The following is a 17,967-nucleotide window of genomic DNA, read 5'->3' as shown; positions in this document are numbered from 1 at the left end:
GAGGATTCTACATCATATGCCTTATCAAGTTAAAATTGATGTTTCACCGATATATGAGATGCTTAATAGTTTTCTGGTTTATGTCACCAAAAAGTGGATCCAGCATTTGGACGTTGGTCCAGAATGGATCCTTGAGGTCGAAGGCAAACTAAGCTCCAACGTGAGAGCTGCGCTGGCTCCAGCCGCTACGTGGCCTTTTGATGATTTTGACGTATTGTTTGCATGGGCTGCATACCGAAACTGTGATTCAAAGAACCAGGACTTCCTGAACATGCTTTCGGATATGTCAGAAGAGCAATTATTTGCACAAATTTCCCCTTTACTGCCTTCCATTACAATGGAAGAGTCCACACGGATTCGGGACAGTTATGTTCCGCTTTTGCGCTTGTGGGACGAGCATTATTGCCAGAATATCAGTGAAGATTATCGTACATGGCTCGAAGAGGATGCGGAGGAAAAACAAATTCTGTTAGACAAAATGGGACCAGAACTGTTAATTGAGTACGCGACAGCAGGTGTCATTGTTGAACCTATGCCTGGACTGAATGAAGTGATTCTGTTTCCAACCATTCATAACCGGCCTATTAATATGTACTGTTTCTATGAAGGCATGATGATTATGCAATATCCGATTGATGCACCTGAGGAAGATGAGGATCAACCGCCAACCTGCTTGCTGCGATTCACTCATGCTCTGGCTGATCCCGAGAGACTTCGCTTGTTACGTTACGTTTCGGGCGAACCGAAATCACTAGCTGAAATGTGTGAGGAGCTCGATAAGGACGAAGACATGGTCAAAGACCAGGTAATGGCGCTGCGCATCGCGGGCTTGCTGAGAACACATCTTCTTGGAAGCAACCGTAAAGAGAAATATAGTATTCGGCCGGATGGCGTGTCTGAACTGAACATGTTCCTGGAATCCTACATTCGCATATAAATGCATTAAACTGAGGTACCGGCTACAAGGAGTGATTTTGATATGAGCAACACGAAACAACATATTTTGTTTGACCTAGATGATACGCTTGTATATTGTAACAAATACTTCAATCTCATTCTGGGTGAATTCTTCGAAAACATGCAGGAGTGGTTTGACGGTGATGCTCTAACCATTCAACAGATTCGTGAGAAGCAATTAGAGATCGACGTAACCGGGGTTAATAAGGTTGGATTCGCAAGTCACCACTTCCCCAATCTCTGATTGATACGTATCGCTACTTCTCGCAAAATTTCGCAAGGTCTACCTCCCCAAAGAGGAGAACTACTTAAGCAAACTTGGCATGAGCGTGTATGATCAAGAGGTGGAACCTTATCCTCATATGGTTGAAACGTTGGAGAACTTACAGTCTGCTGGACATGCCCTCTATCTCTATACAGGTGGGGAAACTGTAATCCAACAACGTAAAATTGATCAGATGAAACTATCTGCATATTTCGGTGATCGCATCTATATACGCCAGCACAAAAACGTTGAAGCTCTGGAAGGCATTCTGTCTTCGGGTACATTTGACCGTACGGCTACGTGGATGATTGGTAACTCCTTACGAACAGATATTATGCCTGCTGTAACGGCTGGAATTCACAGCATATATATTAAGCAGCCTAATGAGTGGCAATACAATATCGTAGAGCTTAAACCTAATCCTGAACGGGCTTTATATACGATTACGGCACTTGAAGAGGTACCCAAAGTTATACAAGAGAATATCGAGCAGCAACAGCAAAAGACCCTTTAATCTTAAAGGGTCTTTTGTGTACTGGTTTTCATAGCACTCATTTATTGTAATGCACTCATTACCTATGTTTCTTTAATCGGCACCAGAGAGTCCAAAAGCAGATCTGTTACGTGTCTACCTTCTCGGCTGTCAGTTTACCTGTGAGCACGTCCTGCAACACAATACGAGCTTTGACCGTACTACCGTCTTTTCGTTTGAAGGCCAGCACTTGTGTGCTTCCTTTGTCGATCAACGCTTTCAGCATTGTGCTTGTTATTTTTTTGCCGATGTATTCTTTCCAGATGACAAAGCCACAGCCTTCCTTAAATCGTGTGCATCCATAACCTTTCTTACCTTCAATGATCTGACCCGTACAACCAGGTGCAGGACACGAAGCCAACAGCTCACGAGCGCCAGACGGACTAGAAGCTGAAACGGTTGTCTTAGACTTTGCTGCTACTGTGCCAGTTGCGCTACGGCCGTTGCCGGAAGCTCCAGAAGATGCACGTGAAGTTGATGCAGAAGAACCCGCCGCTGCTGTAGTTGAAGATTTAGCACCGCTCCCTTTGCTTCTAGCACCCTTTCCTTTTCCTCGACCGCCACGAGTGTCTTCACCGAATGCATCTGCTGGTGCAGGAGCCTGCACCTTAACCTTATCAATAATCGACATGGTAAATTTCTTCACGTTCTCCATAAACTTGTCTTGACCTGCTTCTCCTTTGGAGATTTGGTACAATCTTCGTTCCCATTGCCCTGTCATTTCTGGAGACGTTAAGAGGTCTACACCTGCTCGCCGGATTAATTCGATGGCCGTTCGCCCTTTGAGCGTAAGTTGCATCTTTTTGCCCTGCATGGTGATATAACCGACATTTTTGAGCCGCTCAATCGTAGCAGCCCGCGTTGCAGGTGTTCCTAACCCACTGTCTTTCATGGCATCACGTAGCTCTTCATTCTCAATCTGCTTGCCGGCACTTTCCATCGCCTTGAGCAATGTACCTTCGGTATAACTCTTGGGAGGCTGGGTAGCCTTCTCCTTAAACTCACTCTTCGTGCATTGAACTGGTAATTCAGGTTGAACGGAGAAGGACTTGTCCGTCCACTCCTCTGCTTCCTCTTCTTCATTATTATTCTTCTTGGTTTTCTTCTTCCCAGTGCCACCCTGTTCCTGATCTGATGAAGAGAGCACCACTTTCCACCCCAATGATAATAACTCCTTCACAGACGTTTTGAACTGATGTTGTTCAACCTCTGTCAGTACAGTGTGCTGTTTATACTCGGCTGGTGGGTAGAAATGAGATAAGAAACGTCTAACGATCAGATCATAGATGTTCTGTTCATCCTTGGATAACGTACCCGGTCGCTTCAACGTTGGCAAAATTGCATGGTGATCCTCAACCCGTGACGGGTTACAGACCCCTTTATTGTTTTTGTGCACCAATTCTGGCTTAGCTCCTTGAGCTAGCTCGCTATACGTTCCATTTTTCAATAGATTCAGTGTTTTGTGCATACCTTCGATATTCTGTTCCGTTACATAGTTAGAGTTCGTCCGTGGATAAGAGATCACCTTATGCTTTTCATATAAGGCTTGCGCAATATCCAACGTTTTCTTCGCACCGTAACCAAACTTCGCATTAGCCTCACGCTGTAAAAGTGTAAGATCATACAAGCGATAGGGATATTCCTTCGTTTGTTTCGCTTCATATTTGGTGATACGTCCTGTTTTGCCCTTCACACTGGCTGCAATAGCCTCCGCTGCCTCTGGATCAGTGAGCTTGTCTCCTTGCCGCAAACCACGATATTCAACACCTTCCTGACGAAACCAAGCCGCCACTTCATAAAAGGTCTGCGACTGAAAAGCCTCAATCTCGATTTCCCGGTCATAGATCAGTGCGAGTACTGGTGTCTGAACACGTCCAACAGACAACAAGGCATTGTGACGCGTCGTGAAAGCACGCGAAGCGTTCATTCCGATCAGCCAATCCGCCTCGCTTCGTGCACGAGCAGCATGTGTTAGATTATCAAATTCCGATGCATCCTTCAGTCCATCAAAACCTTTTTGAATACTTGCGGCAGTCAGATCTGATATCCATAACCGTTTAACCGGTTGACGAAGTTTCAATTGCTGCTGAATCAGTGCGAAGATATATTGACCCTCACGCCCTGCGTCACATGCATTTACAATAGCAGAGGCGCGTTTGGAAAGTTCTCCGATGATCTTCAATTGATCCTTCGTTTTTGGGTTAGGAACGATTTTGAACTGATCCGGAATGATCGGAAGATCAGCAATGTTCCATCGCTTGTACTTCGTATCATATGCATCTGGTTCAGCCAGCCCGAGCAAATGACCAATCGCCCAAGTAATAATATAATGCTCCCCTTCAAGGTAGCTGCGATTGTTCTTGGCCTTTGGTTCTATGACGGCAGCAATGGTTCGACCCATATCAGGTTTCTCCGCTATAACCAGTGTCTTCATCCGTCCATCTCTCCTCCTTCACCGTCCGCATGACGGCAAAAAGGGGCCTTCCGCCCACGGAAGCCCCTTGCTTCTGAAACATATTATATCAGATTTTGAGTCCGGGAGCATCCCTCCACGGTTGAATTAACCTGCAGCCGGCTCATTTAAAGCTCGTTTTTGTCTACACTCCTTGCATACGCCTTGAAAATCAAGTCGATGATCCGTAACAGCAAATCCATATTGCCGCTCAATTTGCTGTTCTAAACGAAGCAGACCATCCTCCATAATCTCCTCTACACTGCCACAGTCTGTACAAATGAGATGGTGATGATGATGAGAGCCGTCCGTGCTACGTAGATCAAACCGCGCAGCTCCATCTCCAAAATTAATTTTCTCGACCACTTGCAGATCACTCAGCAATTCAAGTGTGCGATATACGGTGGCAAGGCCAATCTCAGGGAATTGTTCCTTCACAAGCAAGAAGACTTCTTCGGCGCTAAAATGATCCTTTTCATGTTCAAGTAAAACACGAACGGTCACTTCCCGCTGCTGAGTCAACTTGTACCCTTTCTCAACCAATTGTTTCTTAATATCAGAAATCTGGTCTGAAATGCATTTGTCCCGGTTCGTTGCCATAGTTGGTTGCACCTCCAAATGTTATATGTTCACGTCATTGATATTCATATTTTAAAAAAACTCTTATTTATAATTATTATAATATAATAATAAATCTTTAGGGGATAAAAAGCAATGCTCTACCTCACACTTACACTAAAAAAACGTAGATAGAAAACAAATAAATAACCCCGCCATAATGGCGAGGGTTGAAATTACGCTATCAATTATACGAGAACTGTAGCTCCCATCAAATACTTATCAACTTCACGAGCCGCTTCGCGACCTTCATTGATTGCCCATACAACAAGACTTTGTCCACGACGCATGTCGCCTGCTGCAAATACTTTGTCAACGTTCGTGTTGTATTTGCCATAGCGAGCTTTAACATTAGTACGACGATCTGTTGCAAGTCCCAATTGTTCTACCAGTGTCTGTTCTGGTCCATCAAAACCGATCGCAATCATCGCCATTTGAGCAGGGAAAACGCGCTCTGTTCCAGGGATTGGTTGATAAATTTTGCGGCCTGTCTCATCTACGATACGCTCAATCTGAACGGTATGCAGCTCTTTCAAGTTGCCTTCTTTATCACCAACAAATTTCGTTGTCATGATGGAGAATTCACGCGGATCTTGACCAAACAACGCTTTGGCTTCTTCTTGAGCGTAATCTAATGTGTACACATTAGGGAACTGAGGCCAAGGATTATTGATGCGGTCACGCTCCATAGGTGCTTGAGTGTGAGTACCAAATTGTGTAATGGTACGACAACCATGACGAAGCGATGTAGCTACACAGTCAGAGCCTGTGTCTCCGCCACCAATAACGATAACATCTTTGTCTTGTGCAGACAGATAGTTGCCATCTTCCAAATTAGAATCCAAATAGCTCTTAATGCTGCTATTGAGGAAGTCCATAGCGTAGTGTACGCCTTTCAGGTCACTACCTTCAATGTTGAATTCACGTGGTTTGGTTGCGCCACCACACAATACAACAGCATCATAATCGTCTACTAACTGCTGTGCAGGAATGTCTTTACCGATCTCTGTATTTGTAATGAATTGAACGCCTTCAGCTTCAAGCAAGTCCACACGACGTTGAACTACTTTTTTGTCCAATTTCATTGTTGGAATACCGTACATCAACAAACCACCAACACGATCAGAACGCTCGTATACTGTTACTGTGTGACCTGCTTTGTTCAATTGAGCTGCAGTAGCAAGTCCTGCTGGACCCGAACCAACAACAGCTACACGCTTACCCGTGCGTTTCTCTGGAGGTTGGGGAACTACCCATCCTTCTTCAAAACCTTTTTCAATAATCGCTTCTTCTATCGTTTTAATCGTTACAGGCTGACCAATCAATCCAACGGTACAAGATCCTTCACAAGGAGCTGGACATACACGACCTGTAAATTCAGGGAAATTGTTCGTTTTGTGAAGACGCTCAAGTGCTTCTCTCCACAATCCACGGTAGACAAGGTTGTTCCATTCCGGAATCAGGTTGTGCACGGGGCATCCTGATGTGCCACCAATCATATCTATACCTGTATGGCAATACGGGGTACCACAATCCATGCATCGTGCACCTTGTGTTCTGAGCTCTTCTTCCGCCATATGTTTATGAAACTCTTCCCAATCCTTAATCCGCTCGGCTGGCTCGCGATCCGCTGGCAATTGCCGTTTGTATTCCATAAATCCAGTAGGTGTAGACATCTTACGTTTTCCCCCATCCGTTCTTGTCTTAATCCCTTCATCTGCACGATTCTATATGAAATGGATTACTCTTGATCTGCGTTTTTTGTCTATTGTATCACAAAATCTTCTCGAAGATATTTCAATTATAGTAGCATTTCGACATCTGAATATTAAATGGATTATCCGCATAATTATTTGTATTTTATACATCATATCGTCTGAATCTATTCATGGTCAATCCCCTAATTTTGGTGCCAAATGAGTTTTTTCAATATACAAACAGGCGTGTGTTAACCATTTCAAAGTTCAGAACGTCACGTAAATGTCAGATAATTTACCATAAAAATCAACTTATTTGCTCATAACTGATGCTTATTTCCGAATATTACACTTGTTTTAGGGCTTTACAACGTTGAATCCCTACAACTTTTACACTTTTTGTCTTATGAATGCAGATCTATATGTATATTATACATAATCCCCCATGCAATATGTTACATAAATGTTATATACCATTTTCTGCAGATTAAAAATGTTCTGTAAAAAATGAAAAAAGACGCTGTTCACGAATATTTCGGAATCAGCGCCTCAACTTTTTTCATAAATTCACTTCAAAACGTATTACAACGAATGAAACAACGTTCAATGTTATTGTTTACGTTCGTAAAACTCAAAGGTAAAAGCATGGACATTTTTTTCATCCTGCTCACCTTCAATTTGTTTAATAAGCTCCCATTCAGACCAATTCACTTCAGGGAAGAACGTATCTCCCTCAAAGTGTTCGTGAATCTTGGTTACGACGAGACGATCGGCGAACGGTAAAAATTCACGATATACCTGTGAACCACCAATAACGCACAGTTCTTCCCCTTTAGTAACACTTAGACCCTCTTCGATGGTGTGTACCACTTCAGCTTGCTCTGCTTTGTAGTCTAAGTCTCTAGTTACAACTATATTACGACGTTTAGGAAGTGGTTTGCCGCCAAAAGATTCCCACGTATTTCGTCCCATAATAATGGTTTTGTTCAGCGTTTGTTGTTTAAAAAAGGCCATATCCTTGGGTAGATGCCATGGCAACGAATTATCTAGGCCAATCACGCCGTTCTCTCCCATTGCCCATACAAGTTCAATGCTCAAAGGTTATACACTCCTTCATTCCAAAATCAAAATTGATTCCACTACTGCATGTTTATACTGCAATTGGAGCTTTAATGCCTGGATGGTGCTGATAGTTCTCGAATTCGAAATCTTCAAACTTATAGTCAAAAATGGATTCTGGCTTGCGTTTAATCACCAATTTAGGCAATGCAAAAGGTTCACGCGTCAGTTGAGTTTTGACCTGCTCTACATGGTTTGAATAGATGTGCACATCTCCACCTGACCAGATGAACTCACCCACTTCAAGGTCACATTGCTGCGCAATCATATGGGTCAGGAGCGCATAACTGGCAATGTTAAACGGCAACCCGAGGAACGTATCCACTGAACGCATCGTAAGCATACATGATAATTTACCCTCTGCAACATAAAACTGAAACGCGAAATGACATGGTGGAAGCTTCATATGATTAATCTCGGCCACATTCCACGCACTTACAAGGTGACGTCTAGAATCCGGGTTGTTTTTGATCGAATCAATAACAGCCGCAATCTGGTCAATCTTCTCCCCGTTTGGCGCTTCCCACGTACGCCACTGTGAGCCATACACTGGCCCAAGATCACCATTTTCATCTGCCCAATCGTCCCAGATCTTCACACCGTTTTCTTTCAAATAAGCGATGTTTGTATCGCCACTCAAAAACCACAAAAGCTCATGGATTACCGATTTGAGATGAATTCGTTTCGTTGTTACAAGTGGAAATCCTTCTGATAGATCATAACGGAGCTGTCTGCCAAATACAGATTGTGTTCCCGTTCCCGTACGATCTCCTTTGTGTACGCCATTGTCTAATATATCTTGTAATAAATCGAGATAGTTTTTCAAATTGATTTCCCCTCGCATCTCTCTATATATGTTGCCACTCAATTCCAGTTTGACTTGAATTACATCATGTCTGAACATCTTAACAGTTTATCACACTGTGCACGATGGAAAAAGAGTTGAGACACATTCAATTTTGCCCACGTTTTACAGCACTAAGTGCAAGATATTCCCTTAAGAAGTCTCGTATACTCAGAAAAAAAAGGTGAGTAGCGCTAATGCACTACTCACCTCTTGGATCTACGTATAATGCCGGACGAATCCGAAGCTTAGAGAATCTTAACGGGAGATGATGTGGATCGGGTGACCCATAACCAATTCCGCTGCTTCCATCACGATTTCGCCCAAAGTTGGGTGAGCGTGGATCGTAAGCGCCAGATCTTCCAAAGTTGCACCCATCTCGATTGCAAGACCAAGCTCAGCAATCAGGTTGGAAGCTTCAAGACCAACGATTTGGCAACCCAATACAAGGCCGCTCTCTTCGTCAGCTACGATTTTCACGAAGCCTTCAGCATGGTTCAAAGATACTGCACGGCCGTTACCCGCATAAGGGAATTTACCTGCTTTAACTTTGTAACCTTTTTCTTTAGCTTCTTTTTCAGTGTAACCTACGCTGGAGCACTCTGGATCTGTGAAGACAACAGCTGGCATACATTTGTAGTCAACTACAGATGGTTGTCCTGCGATTGCTTCTGCAGCCACTTTACCTTCATAAGAAGCTTTGTGTGCCAGAGCAAGACCAGATACGATATCACCAATTGCGAAGATGTGCGGGATGCTAGTACGACCTTGGTGGTCAACTTTAACGAATCCACGCTCGTCAACGTCAACACCGATCATATCAAGACCAAGCTCACCATCTGTGTTTGGACGACGTCCAACAGTAACAAGCAGGTAATCTGCAGTTACTTCTTTGGACTCACCATTTACAGAATATTTAACAGTTACATCTTTATCCGTTTGCTCAGCACTTTCAGCTTTTGCACCCGTTACGATTTCGATGCCTGTTTTCTTCATGTTTTTAGCTACAAGGCTAGTCATGTCTTTATCGAATCCTGGCAATACAGTATCCAAACCTTCGATGATTGTTACTTTAGCACCGAATTTGGAGTACATTTGACCAAGCTCAGCACCGATATAACCGCCACCGATTACGATCATGCTTTTTGGTACTTCAGGCAAGTTCAATGCTTCTGTTGAGGACAAAATGCGTCCGCCAAACGGAAAAGGTTTCAGTTCGATTGGACGGGAACCTGTAGCAATGATTGCATTTTTGAATTTGTAACGTGGTGACTCGTGATCGTTAAATACACGAGCTTCGTTTTCGTTGATGAACATGCACTCACCGTTGAAAACTTCAACTTTGTTGCCTTTGAGCAAACCAGCTACGCCGCCAGTCATTTTCTTAACAACGCCGTTTTTGAATTCTTGAGTTTTGCTGAAGTCCACTTTAACGTTCTCAGCAGAGATACCAAATGCTTCACCGTGAAGTGCAGACTCATATTGGTGTGCAGCAGAGATCAGAGCTTTGGATGGAATACATCCGCGGTTCAAACATACGCCGCCCAGCTCGGATTTATCTACGATCAATACGCTTTGGCCCAGTTGTGCAGCACGGATGGCAGCTACATAGCCGCCAGGTCCTGCACCAATTACTAATGTGTCGATATTGAGAGAAGCATCGCCTACTACCATATCTTACACCTCCATAACAAGCAACTCAGGGTTAGCGAGCAGCTGTTTAATGTAATTCATAAAGTTTTGTGCAGTTGCGCCATCAATGATACGGTGGTCGAAGCTCAAGGAAAGAGCCATTACTGGTGCTGCAACAACTTCGCCGTTTTTGATAACCGCTTTTTCGCTGATGCGTCCAGTTCCGAGGATAGCAACTTCAGGGAAGTTGATGATCGGAGTGAAGAACATACCGCCAGCAGAACCAATGTTACTGATGGAGATTGTGCTTCCTCTCATTTCGTTCGCGCTCAGTTTACCATCACGGCCACGAGCTGCCAGATCACGGATAGAATCTGCGATCATCCAGATGGATTTACGATCAGCATCTTTGATAACAGGAACGATCAAGCCGTTGTCTGTATCTGTAGCGATACCGATGTTGTAGTATTTTTTGTAAACAATTTCGTTAGCTTCTTCATCGATCATTGCGTTCAGAGCAGGGAATTGGCGGGAAGCCGCAACCAATGCTTTAACGATGAATGGCAAGTAAGTAACTTTTGTTCCTTTTTTCTCAGCGATTGGTTTCATGCGAGTACGGAAAGCAACCAACTCAGTTACGTCAACTTCGTCCATGATTGTAACGTGAGGTGCTGTGTAAGCTGATTTAACCATTGCGTTAGAGATCGCTTTACGGATACCTTTGAATGGTACGCGCTCTTCTTCAAGGCGTTGATCAGCTGCTGCAGCTGCTGGTGCTGCGGATTTTTTCTCTTCTTGAGCTGGAGCTTCGGAAGATGCCGCTGCGGAAGAACCGCCACCATTTTTGAAGGATTCAACATCTTCTTTGGTTACTTTACCGTTGTTGCCAGTACCGTTAACCTGAGCGATGTCTACACCTTGTTCGCGAGCGAATTTACGCACGCTTGGAGTTGCCAGAACGTCTTTAGCAGGAACTGCTGGAACGCTGTTATTGCCGCCTTCTTGAGCTGCATTCGAGCTGGAAGCTGCTGCAGAAGAACCACTAGTGTCAGCTCCGCCTTGAGCTGCATCTTTCTCTTGCTCGCCTTGATCGCCAGCAGGAGCGTCGTCTTGCTCAGGAAGTTCGCCTTCTGCGTCGATGATCGCTACAACTTCACCAACGTGGCAGATTTGACCGTCTTTTGCGAAAACTTCAGTAACTGTTCCGTTAACCGGACAAGGTACTTCAACTACCGCTTTATCGTTCTGTACTTCCATGATGATATCGTCGTCAGTTACCTTGTCCCCGACTTTGATGTGCATCTTGATGATTTCGCCTTCGTGAAGGCCTTCGCCTAGTTCAGGGAATTTATATTCAAATTTAGCCAACTGAAAAACCTCCTTGATTATGTGCTCAATCCTGAAAACAACCCTTAACTCCAAGAAACAACTGTTACTGCTAATGCAAATAACTGTTACTCAAGGGGCTAATGGCTGTTTACAGTGCAGCCTGCGCTGCGGTGTGAATCACCATACTGCGCCTTGCGGCATGTCAGATGATTAAATTAGAAATTTACGACTTTGTTAACCGCAGCAACAATACGTGCTGGGTTAGGCAGCCATGTATCTTCGATTTGTGCAAAAGGATATACAGTATCCGGACCTGCTACACGCAGTACCGGTGCTTCCAAGTGCAGGATTGCTTTTTCATTGATTTGTGCAATGACTTCAGCTGCAACACCTGCGCTCTTTTGAGCTTCTTGTACAACAATTGCACGATTTGTTTTCTTAACGGAAGCAATAACTGTATCGATATCGATCGGGCTGATCGTACGAAGGTCGATTACTTCTACTTTGATTCCTTGTTTTTCAAGCTCTTCTGCAGCTTTTACAGAAGTATGAACCATCATACCGTAAGTGATGATCGTAACATCGGAACCTTCACGAACAACGTTTGCTTTACCCAATTCAACAACATAGTCTTCTTCAGGCACTTCTGCACGGAAAGCATGGTACAGGTTCAAATGCTCCATGAAGAATACAGGATCGTTGTCGCGGATGGAAGCGATCATCAGACCTTTTGCATCGTAAGGGTTAGATGGAACTACTACTTTAATACCCGGAGTTTGCGTGAGCAAACCTTCCAGAGAATCTGTATGCAATTCTGCCGCTTTTACACCGCCACCGAATGGTGTACGGAATACGATTGGAGAGTTGTATTTTCCACCGGAGCGGAAACGCATACGAGCAGCTTGAACTACCATTTGGTCAAGTGCTTCGAAGATGAAACCAACGAATTGGATTTCAGCTACCGGACGGAAGCCTTGAATACCCAAACCTACAGCCAAACCACCAATAGCGGACTCAGCCAGCGGAGTATCAAATACACGCTCTTCGCCAAACTCTTTTTGCAGACCTTCCGTTACACGGAAAACGCCGCCTACATTACCTACGTCTTCACCGAAAAGCAGAACGTTAGGATCACGTTTCAACTCAACGCGAAGCGCATCACGGATTGCTTCTTTCATGTTCAATTGTGCCATTTGCTTCATTTCCTCCTTAAACATTGACAGTTCACATTTGAATTCATACATGTATACCGAGACACCACAACTGGCGCCGGATGTTTATGCTTTATCGGAAAAAACTTATTGGAAATCAGCTTTTTGCTCTTCCAAGTGCTTAGGCGTTTGTTCGAACATGCTGTCGATCAAGCCTGAAATCGTCATTTTCTCGGTTTTTTCCGCTTTTTTGATCTCTTCATTTACTTTAGCTTTTGCTTCTTCTTTCACACGAGCTGTATCTTCTTCAGTCCAAAGACCTTTTTTCTCCAGATACTTAGCAAAACGTGCGATTGGATCTTTAACGCTCCACTCAGCTTCTTCTTCTTTTGTACGATACTTGGAAGCATCGTCAGAAAGGGAGTGGGGACGGAAACGATAAGTTACCGCTTCGATCAATGTAGCGCCTTCTCCGTTACGTCCACGTTCAGCAGCTTCCTGAACAGCTTTGATAACAGCGAAAATGTCCATACCGTCAACTTTAACACCTTTGATACCTGCTGCTACCGCTTTATGAGCGATGGACAGAGCTGCTGTTTGTTTAGCAAAAGGAGTTGTGATGGCATAACCATTGTTTTGTACGAAGAAGATCACTGGCAATTTGTATACACCAGCGTAGTTCAGACCTTCATAGAAGTCACCTTCAGAAGAACCGCCATCACCTGTGTACGTAATAACTACTTGTTTTTGTTTCTTCAACTTGTAACCCATAGCGATACCCATTGCGTGCAGAATTTGTGCACCAATGATGATTTGTGGCATCAATACGTTAACGCCATCTGGAATTTGTCCACCATGTTGGTGTCCACGGGAGTACAAGAACGCTTGATAAAGAGGAAGTCCGTGCCACACGAGTTGCGGAATGTCGCGATAGCCTGGAGCAACAAAATCTTCTTTTTCAAGTGCATATTCACTACCAACCATTGTAGCTTCTTGACCAGATACTGGAGCATAGAAACCAAGACGACCTTGACGGCCCAGGTTTACTGCACGGTCATCCCAAGTACGGGTAAATACCATGCGGTACATAATTTCTTTTAATTGATCGTCGGAAAGCTTAGGCATCATGTCTTTGTTAACAATTTCGCCGTCAGGAGACAGCACGGACAGAGCTTCTACATCCTCCGTATATACTTCATAAGGAACCTTGCTCATTTTTTTCTTCACCTCAACAAAAAATTTGAATATCAAGTTCCGCTGTTATAATATTATTATACACCTGTTTCACTGCATACGTCAAAGATATCCGTAATTTTTTTATATTTTCTTTCGGATTGTATGTATAACAGGGATCTAATATTGGTATAACAGCATAGTACATGTTTGCGTTTTTTACCTAAACCCGCATAAGGTTAATCTTACCGTATTGCGCGGTCGAATGCAAAAATAAAACCGAGAAAGGTGACGTTTTATGACGGATTCTCGCTATTTGAAACGTACAATTGTGAAGGAAGAGATTGAAAGTCGTTATCTTGGAGAGAAGCGGACTCTACGAATTTACCTTCCCCAGGCTACAATGAACTGCTTAGTTATCCTGTCGTATATTGTCAGGACGGCGAAGAATTTTTTAACTTTGGACGAATCGCTACAACAGCGAACCGCATTATCCTTGACGAGGGCGCTGAACCTTTCATTATCGTTGGCGTTCAGGTTGACGTATCTGTTAGGACACAGGAATACGCTCCCTTCGGAGATCGGTTTAAGGCTTATACTGCTTGCTTCGCTGAAGAGATTATTCCCTATGTAGAAGAGAAATATCCTGTGCGCCGCTCACCACAAGAACGTGTTCTAGCTGGTGACTCACTCGGTGGCAGTGTATCGTTGCATCTTGCCCTACTCTATCCCGATCTGTTCCATCGCGTTATTAGCTTGTCCGGAGCCTTCTATTCAGCTTCTCAAGAGATTTATGCCGCAGAAGAAAATCTGTCCTGGCTTTCCATATGGATGATTGTTGGTCTGCAAGAGACGGCATTTGAAGCAGACACAGGAACTTATGACTTTGTTCAATTGAACCGAGATACTCGTGATCTATTGGAGAAACGTGGTGCCATTGTCTCCTACCGGGAGAAGGAAGGAAACCACCAATGGGGATTTTGGCAAAAGGAACTGCCAGAAGCACTGCTATATTTTCTTCAAGAAAAATAAATGTGTATCGAAATGAAACAGGCGGCTGAAATGCCGCTTTTGTTTTATGTATCAATGTTACCGCTTACATTCACTTTCTATAAAAAGCTGGATGTTGTTCTTAACCCAGCTCTACTATCATTCGTTACTTTACTTCGCACATTCGCCTGTTCAACAACTTAAGCCAACGCATGTTCTGTAGTGATTCGCTCCAATAACACATCGCAGCCTGCATCAACCAATTGATACACTTCTTCAAAGTTACCAGTATGGTACGGATCAGGAACTTCACGAAGTGTTTCATGAGGAAGCAGATCCATGAACTTGATGATATCGGCATCTGCACCACCTGTAACGTTGCGTACGTTCGCTTCATTAGAGTTGTCCATGCAGACAATATAATCGAATTGCTCAAAGTCATTGCTTGCGAACTGTCTTGCTGCCATATTCGCGTATGAAATCTGAACGCTATCTAACAATTTACGAGTCCCTTCATGAGGCGGTTTACCTACATGCCAGTTTCCCGTGCCTGCTGAATCAACCTTAATCTGCTGTGCTAATCCGCGCGCTTGAATTTTGTGGCGCAACACAGCTTCAGCCATAGGTGATCGGCAAATATTGCCGAGACAAACGAATAAAACATGAATCATTACAATTAATCCCCCTTGCTTAACGTACGACTTAACGCAGTCTGTGTTGTCTGTGGTTGGATGGTGTCCGATGCAACAAGTGAACGGCGTGGCAGTTTCCATTTATAGTGTACAGAGCACATACGGAAAAACACAACCCCTGCGAAACAGATTAGTAGTCCCATGTTGCTTGTAAACCAACCCATTCCAATCGTAAATCCAGCGGCCATCGCCCACACAGCGTATATCTCGTCACGTAACACGAGCGGCTTCCGTCCTGCGAGCAAGTCTCGAATAATCCCTCCACCAATACCAGTCATCACCGCAGCTACGATTACTGCACTCACGGGATGTCCCATTTTGGCAGCGTACAAGCCGCCTTGAATCGCAAATGCCGCAAGTCCGATCGCATCAAACAGTGCTTCCGTGCGCTTCCAATGGCTAATCCATTGCAATGGAAGAATAAATGCAATCGCAACTGATACAAGCGCCAACATAATAAGTCCACCCTGACTCCATAAGGTCGTTACTGGTACTCCGATCAACACATTACGGATAATTCCGCCGCCAAAGGCTGTAACAAGACCCAGTACCAATACCCCGAGGATATCATACTCCTCTTCCATCGCCACGAACGCACCGGACATCGCAAACGCAATAGTTCCTATAATACTGAATACGTCAAAAATGTGTAAGTCCAACCTGTTCAAACCTCACTTTTCAAGTCATCTCCATGTCGCTCTACCCATTGTAGCCGCGAGGACTAAAATTAAGCAACAACATTTTGTCCAATGTACGTGTATTTTGTTGAATTTTAATCTTTCAACCTATAATTCAATAAAAAACAAGCTCAATCTGTTCACATTACTGTAATGAAAACTTATAAATATCCGCATTTCTTTACAAAGCTTTTCAAATATATTGTCACCCGTGTCCGTTGTCTAGTACTCTCATATAACACATGCTTCTATAGACAGATGTCCAAATGAGATGTTGCCACCATCTATGGTAGAGTTTCGAAGTAACATGAAAAAATGATATACTTTCTTCATTAGAAGGAAGGATGAATAGGATGGCTATGAAACGTATTGTCATTTTTACCGGTGGGAGCTATTTCCTGAGTTCCTAGAGGTAATTCATAAGGATGACATCATTATTGCAGCAGACCGCGGGGCATTATTCCTAATAGAACATGGGGTTACGCCACATGTAGCCGTTGGGGATTTTGACTCCATATCGGAAGAAGAACAACAATTAGTGCACGAAAAAAGCGGACGAATGATTACAGTAGATCCTGTACTTAAAGACTGGACAGATACAGAGATGGCTTTTGAAACAGCCCTGGACTTCGAGCCAACTCATATTCTAATGTTAGGTGCTACAGGGACTCGTATGGATCACACCTTGGCAAATGTACATATCATGGTTCGGGCAATGCAACATCATATCATCTGTTCTTTGCAAGACAAAAATAATTACATGATGTTAACGACATCTGAAGCTGTGGTCGAAGATCGTGGTTATGAGTATGTCTCTTTGTTACCTTTGACGCCTGAAGTAACAGGAATTTGCTTGGAAGGGTTCCAGTACCCTCTTGATCAAGCTACCATTCGAATGGGAATGTCATTAGGGATAAGCAATAAGTTGTTAGATAAGTCTGGAACCGTCTCTATAGATAGTGGAGTATTGTTAATTATCCAGAGTAAAGATTAACGTTGGATCTAAAATAGTTACGTTTTTGTAATCTATGATTCAAATATAAATGAATTGAAATCAACGCAAAGACCCTTGATAGACAAGGGTCTTTTTCATTTTCTCCATCGTATTTATCCGTCAATGATTAATTTTTTGACATTTTTAATTGTTTTTTAATAATGAATCCCAATCCTTTGCGACACAAGGGATTATACGTACCTATCCAATTTCTAGGCTGTTACAAACCTGTTATAGTAGCTCTAGCAACTTAACGAAAACGAATTTTGGAGGTACTCACATGAAAACAAACATCTTAGTCCAAAAAGCCGTAACCGTGGGGTTGTGCGCTACACTAGGTTTTGGAGCAGTACTTATGACTAACGCACCTGTTGCACAAGCAGCGAGCGCATCGGTATCAACTGGACAGCAAATTGTAAACTACGGTAAACAGTTCACTGGAACTCCATATAAATTTGGCGCTTCGACCACAACAACAAAGTATTTTGATTGCTCTTCTTTTATGAAGTATATTTTCAAGAAATATGGCGTTGACTTGCCACGTACTTCCGTGAAGCAATCCAAAGAAGGTACAGCTGTGTCTAAAGCAAATCTGCGTGTAGGCGACCTTGTTTTCTTCTCCAGCGGCAGCCGCTCTACTGGTTCTAACATTACTCATGTCGGCGTTTATGCAGGAAATGGGCAGATTCTCCACACTTACGGTTCCCCGGGTGTGACTCTGTCAGATCTGAACTCTGGCACTTGGGAAAGAACTTACATCAAAGCTCGTCGCGTACTTTAGAGCTTTGATTGAAAGTGTACGTTTGATTGCTAATGCTACGAACAACTTTGAAAGAACCGAATCC

The 17,967-nt window shown here is 43.6% G+C and carries 13 protein-coding genes and 3 pseudogenes; 5 read left to right on the top strand and 11 right to left on the bottom strand.

Features of this window, described 5'->3' with window-relative positions:
- Positions 1-16: 16 nt before the first annotated feature.
- Together DMB88_RS13520 and DMB88_RS13515 are read left to right on the top strand one after the other, a co-directional pair.
- Positions 17-937, top strand: coding sequence for an ArsR/SmtB family transcription factor (locus tag DMB88_RS13520; protein WP_128101761.1), 921 nt, complete (start codon positions 17-19; stop codon positions 935-937).
- Positions 938-979: 42 nt separating this feature from the next.
- Positions 980-1,736: pseudogene (locus DMB88_RS13515) on the top strand (HAD family hydrolase).
- A gap of 106 nt (positions 1,737-1,842) precedes the next feature.
- Here DMB88_RS13515 and DMB88_RS13510 read toward each other — a convergent pair.
- The 9 genes from DMB88_RS13510 to pdhA form a co-directional block, all read right to left on the bottom strand.
- Positions 1,843-4,188, bottom strand: coding sequence for a type IA DNA topoisomerase (locus DMB88_RS13510; RefSeq protein ID WP_128101760.1), 2,346 nt, complete (start codon positions 4,186-4,188; stop codon positions 1,843-1,845).
- Positions 4,189-4,314: 126 nt separating this feature from the next.
- Positions 4,315-4,806, bottom strand: a complete 492-nt coding sequence (locus DMB88_RS13505) for a ferric iron uptake transcriptional regulator (protein WP_285858534.1) — start codon at positions 4,804-4,806, stop codon at positions 4,315-4,317.
- 206 nt (positions 4,807-5,012) lie between these two features.
- A complete protein-coding gene (locus tag DMB88_RS13500; protein ID WP_128101759.1) occupies positions 5,013-6,500 on the bottom strand; it encodes a glutamate synthase subunit beta in 1,488 nt (495 codons plus the stop codon).
- Positions 6,501-7,130: 630 nt separating this feature from the next.
- Positions 7,131-7,619 (bottom strand): dihydrofolate reductase, encoded by a 489-nt coding sequence (locus tag DMB88_RS13495; protein WP_128101758.1) that lies wholly within the window; start codon positions 7,617-7,619, stop codon positions 7,131-7,133.
- 52 nt (positions 7,620-7,671) lie between these two features.
- Entirely contained in the window at positions 7,672-8,466 is a 795-nt protein-coding gene (gene thyA, locus DMB88_RS13490; RefSeq protein ID WP_128101757.1) for a thymidylate synthase, read from the bottom strand.
- A gap of 276 nt (positions 8,467-8,742) precedes the next feature.
- A complete protein-coding gene (gene lpdA / locus DMB88_RS13485) occupies positions 8,743-10,158 on the bottom strand; it encodes a dihydrolipoyl dehydrogenase (RefSeq protein ID WP_036613658.1) in 1,416 nt (471 codons plus the stop codon).
- Between the two features lie 3 nt (positions 10,159-10,161).
- Positions 10,162-11,484, bottom strand: coding sequence for a dihydrolipoamide acetyltransferase family protein (locus tag DMB88_RS13480; RefSeq protein WP_128101756.1), 1,323 nt, complete (start codon positions 11,482-11,484; stop codon positions 10,162-10,164).
- Positions 11,485-11,660: 176 nt separating this feature from the next.
- The gene (locus DMB88_RS13475) at positions 11,661-12,638 is read right to left on the bottom strand and encodes an alpha-ketoacid dehydrogenase subunit beta (protein WP_128101755.1); all 978 of its coding nucleotides are present in this window, start codon (positions 12,636-12,638) and stop codon (positions 11,661-11,663) included.
- Positions 12,639-12,743: 105 nt separating this feature from the next.
- Entirely contained in the window at positions 12,744-13,811 is a 1,068-nt protein-coding gene (pdhA, locus tag DMB88_RS13470) for a pyruvate dehydrogenase (acetyl-transferring) E1 component subunit alpha (RefSeq protein WP_128101754.1), read from the bottom strand.
- A gap of 256 nt (positions 13,812-14,067) precedes the next feature.
- Here pdhA and DMB88_RS13465 point away from each other — a divergent pair.
- A pseudogene (locus DMB88_RS13465) lies at positions 14,068-14,801 on the top strand (alpha/beta hydrolase).
- 158 nt (positions 14,802-14,959) lie between these two features.
- Here the strand turns inward: DMB88_RS13465 and DMB88_RS13460 are convergent.
- The gene (locus tag DMB88_RS13460; protein WP_128101753.1) at positions 14,960-15,430 is read right to left on the bottom strand and encodes a low molecular weight protein-tyrosine-phosphatase; all 471 of its coding nucleotides are present in this window, start codon (positions 15,428-15,430) and stop codon (positions 14,960-14,962) included.
- A 5-nt stretch (positions 15,431-15,435) separates the two neighbouring features.
- On the bottom strand, positions 15,436-16,110 hold the full coding sequence (locus DMB88_RS13455) for a trimeric intracellular cation channel family protein (RefSeq protein ID WP_254438557.1): 675 nt from the start codon (positions 16,108-16,110) through the stop codon (positions 15,436-15,438).
- Positions 16,111-16,481: 371 nt separating this feature from the next.
- Here DMB88_RS13455 and DMB88_RS13450 point away from each other — a divergent pair.
- Together DMB88_RS13450 and DMB88_RS13445 are read left to right on the top strand one after the other, a co-directional pair.
- Positions 16,482-17,122: pseudogene (locus DMB88_RS13450) on the top strand (thiamine diphosphokinase).
- 280 nt (positions 17,123-17,402) lie between these two features.
- Positions 17,403-17,903, top strand: a complete 501-nt coding sequence (locus tag DMB88_RS13445) for a C40 family peptidase (RefSeq protein WP_128101752.1) — start codon at positions 17,403-17,405, stop codon at positions 17,901-17,903.
- Positions 17,904-17,967: the final 64 nt, after the last annotated feature.

Origin of the sequence: Paenibacillus sp. DCT19, assembly GCF_003268635.1 — a bacterium.
In the GTDB taxonomy this organism is placed as follows: Bacteria; Bacillota; Bacilli; order Paenibacillales; family Paenibacillaceae; genus Paenibacillus.
This window is presented reverse-complemented; position numbering and strand designations above follow the sequence as displayed.

Bases quoted from the DNA above. Each gene is read 5' to 3' on its own strand.
- DMB88_RS13520 (WP_128101761.1), top strand. From the start codon at position 17: ATGCCTTATCAAGTTAAAATTGATGTTTCACCGATATATGAGATGCTT.
- DMB88_RS13510 (WP_128101760.1), bottom strand. From the start codon at position 4,188: ATGAAGACACTGGTTATAGCGGAGAAACCTGATATGGGTCGAACCATT.
- DMB88_RS13505 (WP_285858534.1), bottom strand. From the start codon at position 4,806: ATGGCAACGAACCGGGACAAATGCATTTCAGACCAGATTTCTGATATT.
- DMB88_RS13500 (WP_128101759.1), bottom strand. From the start codon at position 6,500: ATGTCTACACCTACTGGATTTATGGAATACAAACGGCAATTGCCAGCG.
- lpdA (WP_036613658.1), bottom strand. From the start codon at position 10,158: ATGGTAGTAGGCGATGCTTCTCTCAATATCGACACATTAGTAATTGGT.
- DMB88_RS13475 (WP_128101755.1), bottom strand. From the start codon at position 12,638: ATGGCACAATTGAACATGAAAGAAGCAATCCGTGATGCGCTTCGCGTT.
- pdhA (WP_128101754.1), bottom strand. From the start codon at position 13,811: ATGAGCAAGGTTCCTTATGAAGTATATACGGAGGATGTAGAAGCTCTG.
- DMB88_RS13460 (WP_128101753.1), bottom strand. From the start codon at position 15,430: ATGATTCATGTTTTATTCGTTTGTCTCGGCAATATTTGCCGATCACCT.
- DMB88_RS13445 (WP_128101752.1), top strand. From the start codon at position 17,403: ATGAAAACAAACATCTTAGTCCAAAAAGCCGTAACCGTGGGGTTGTGC.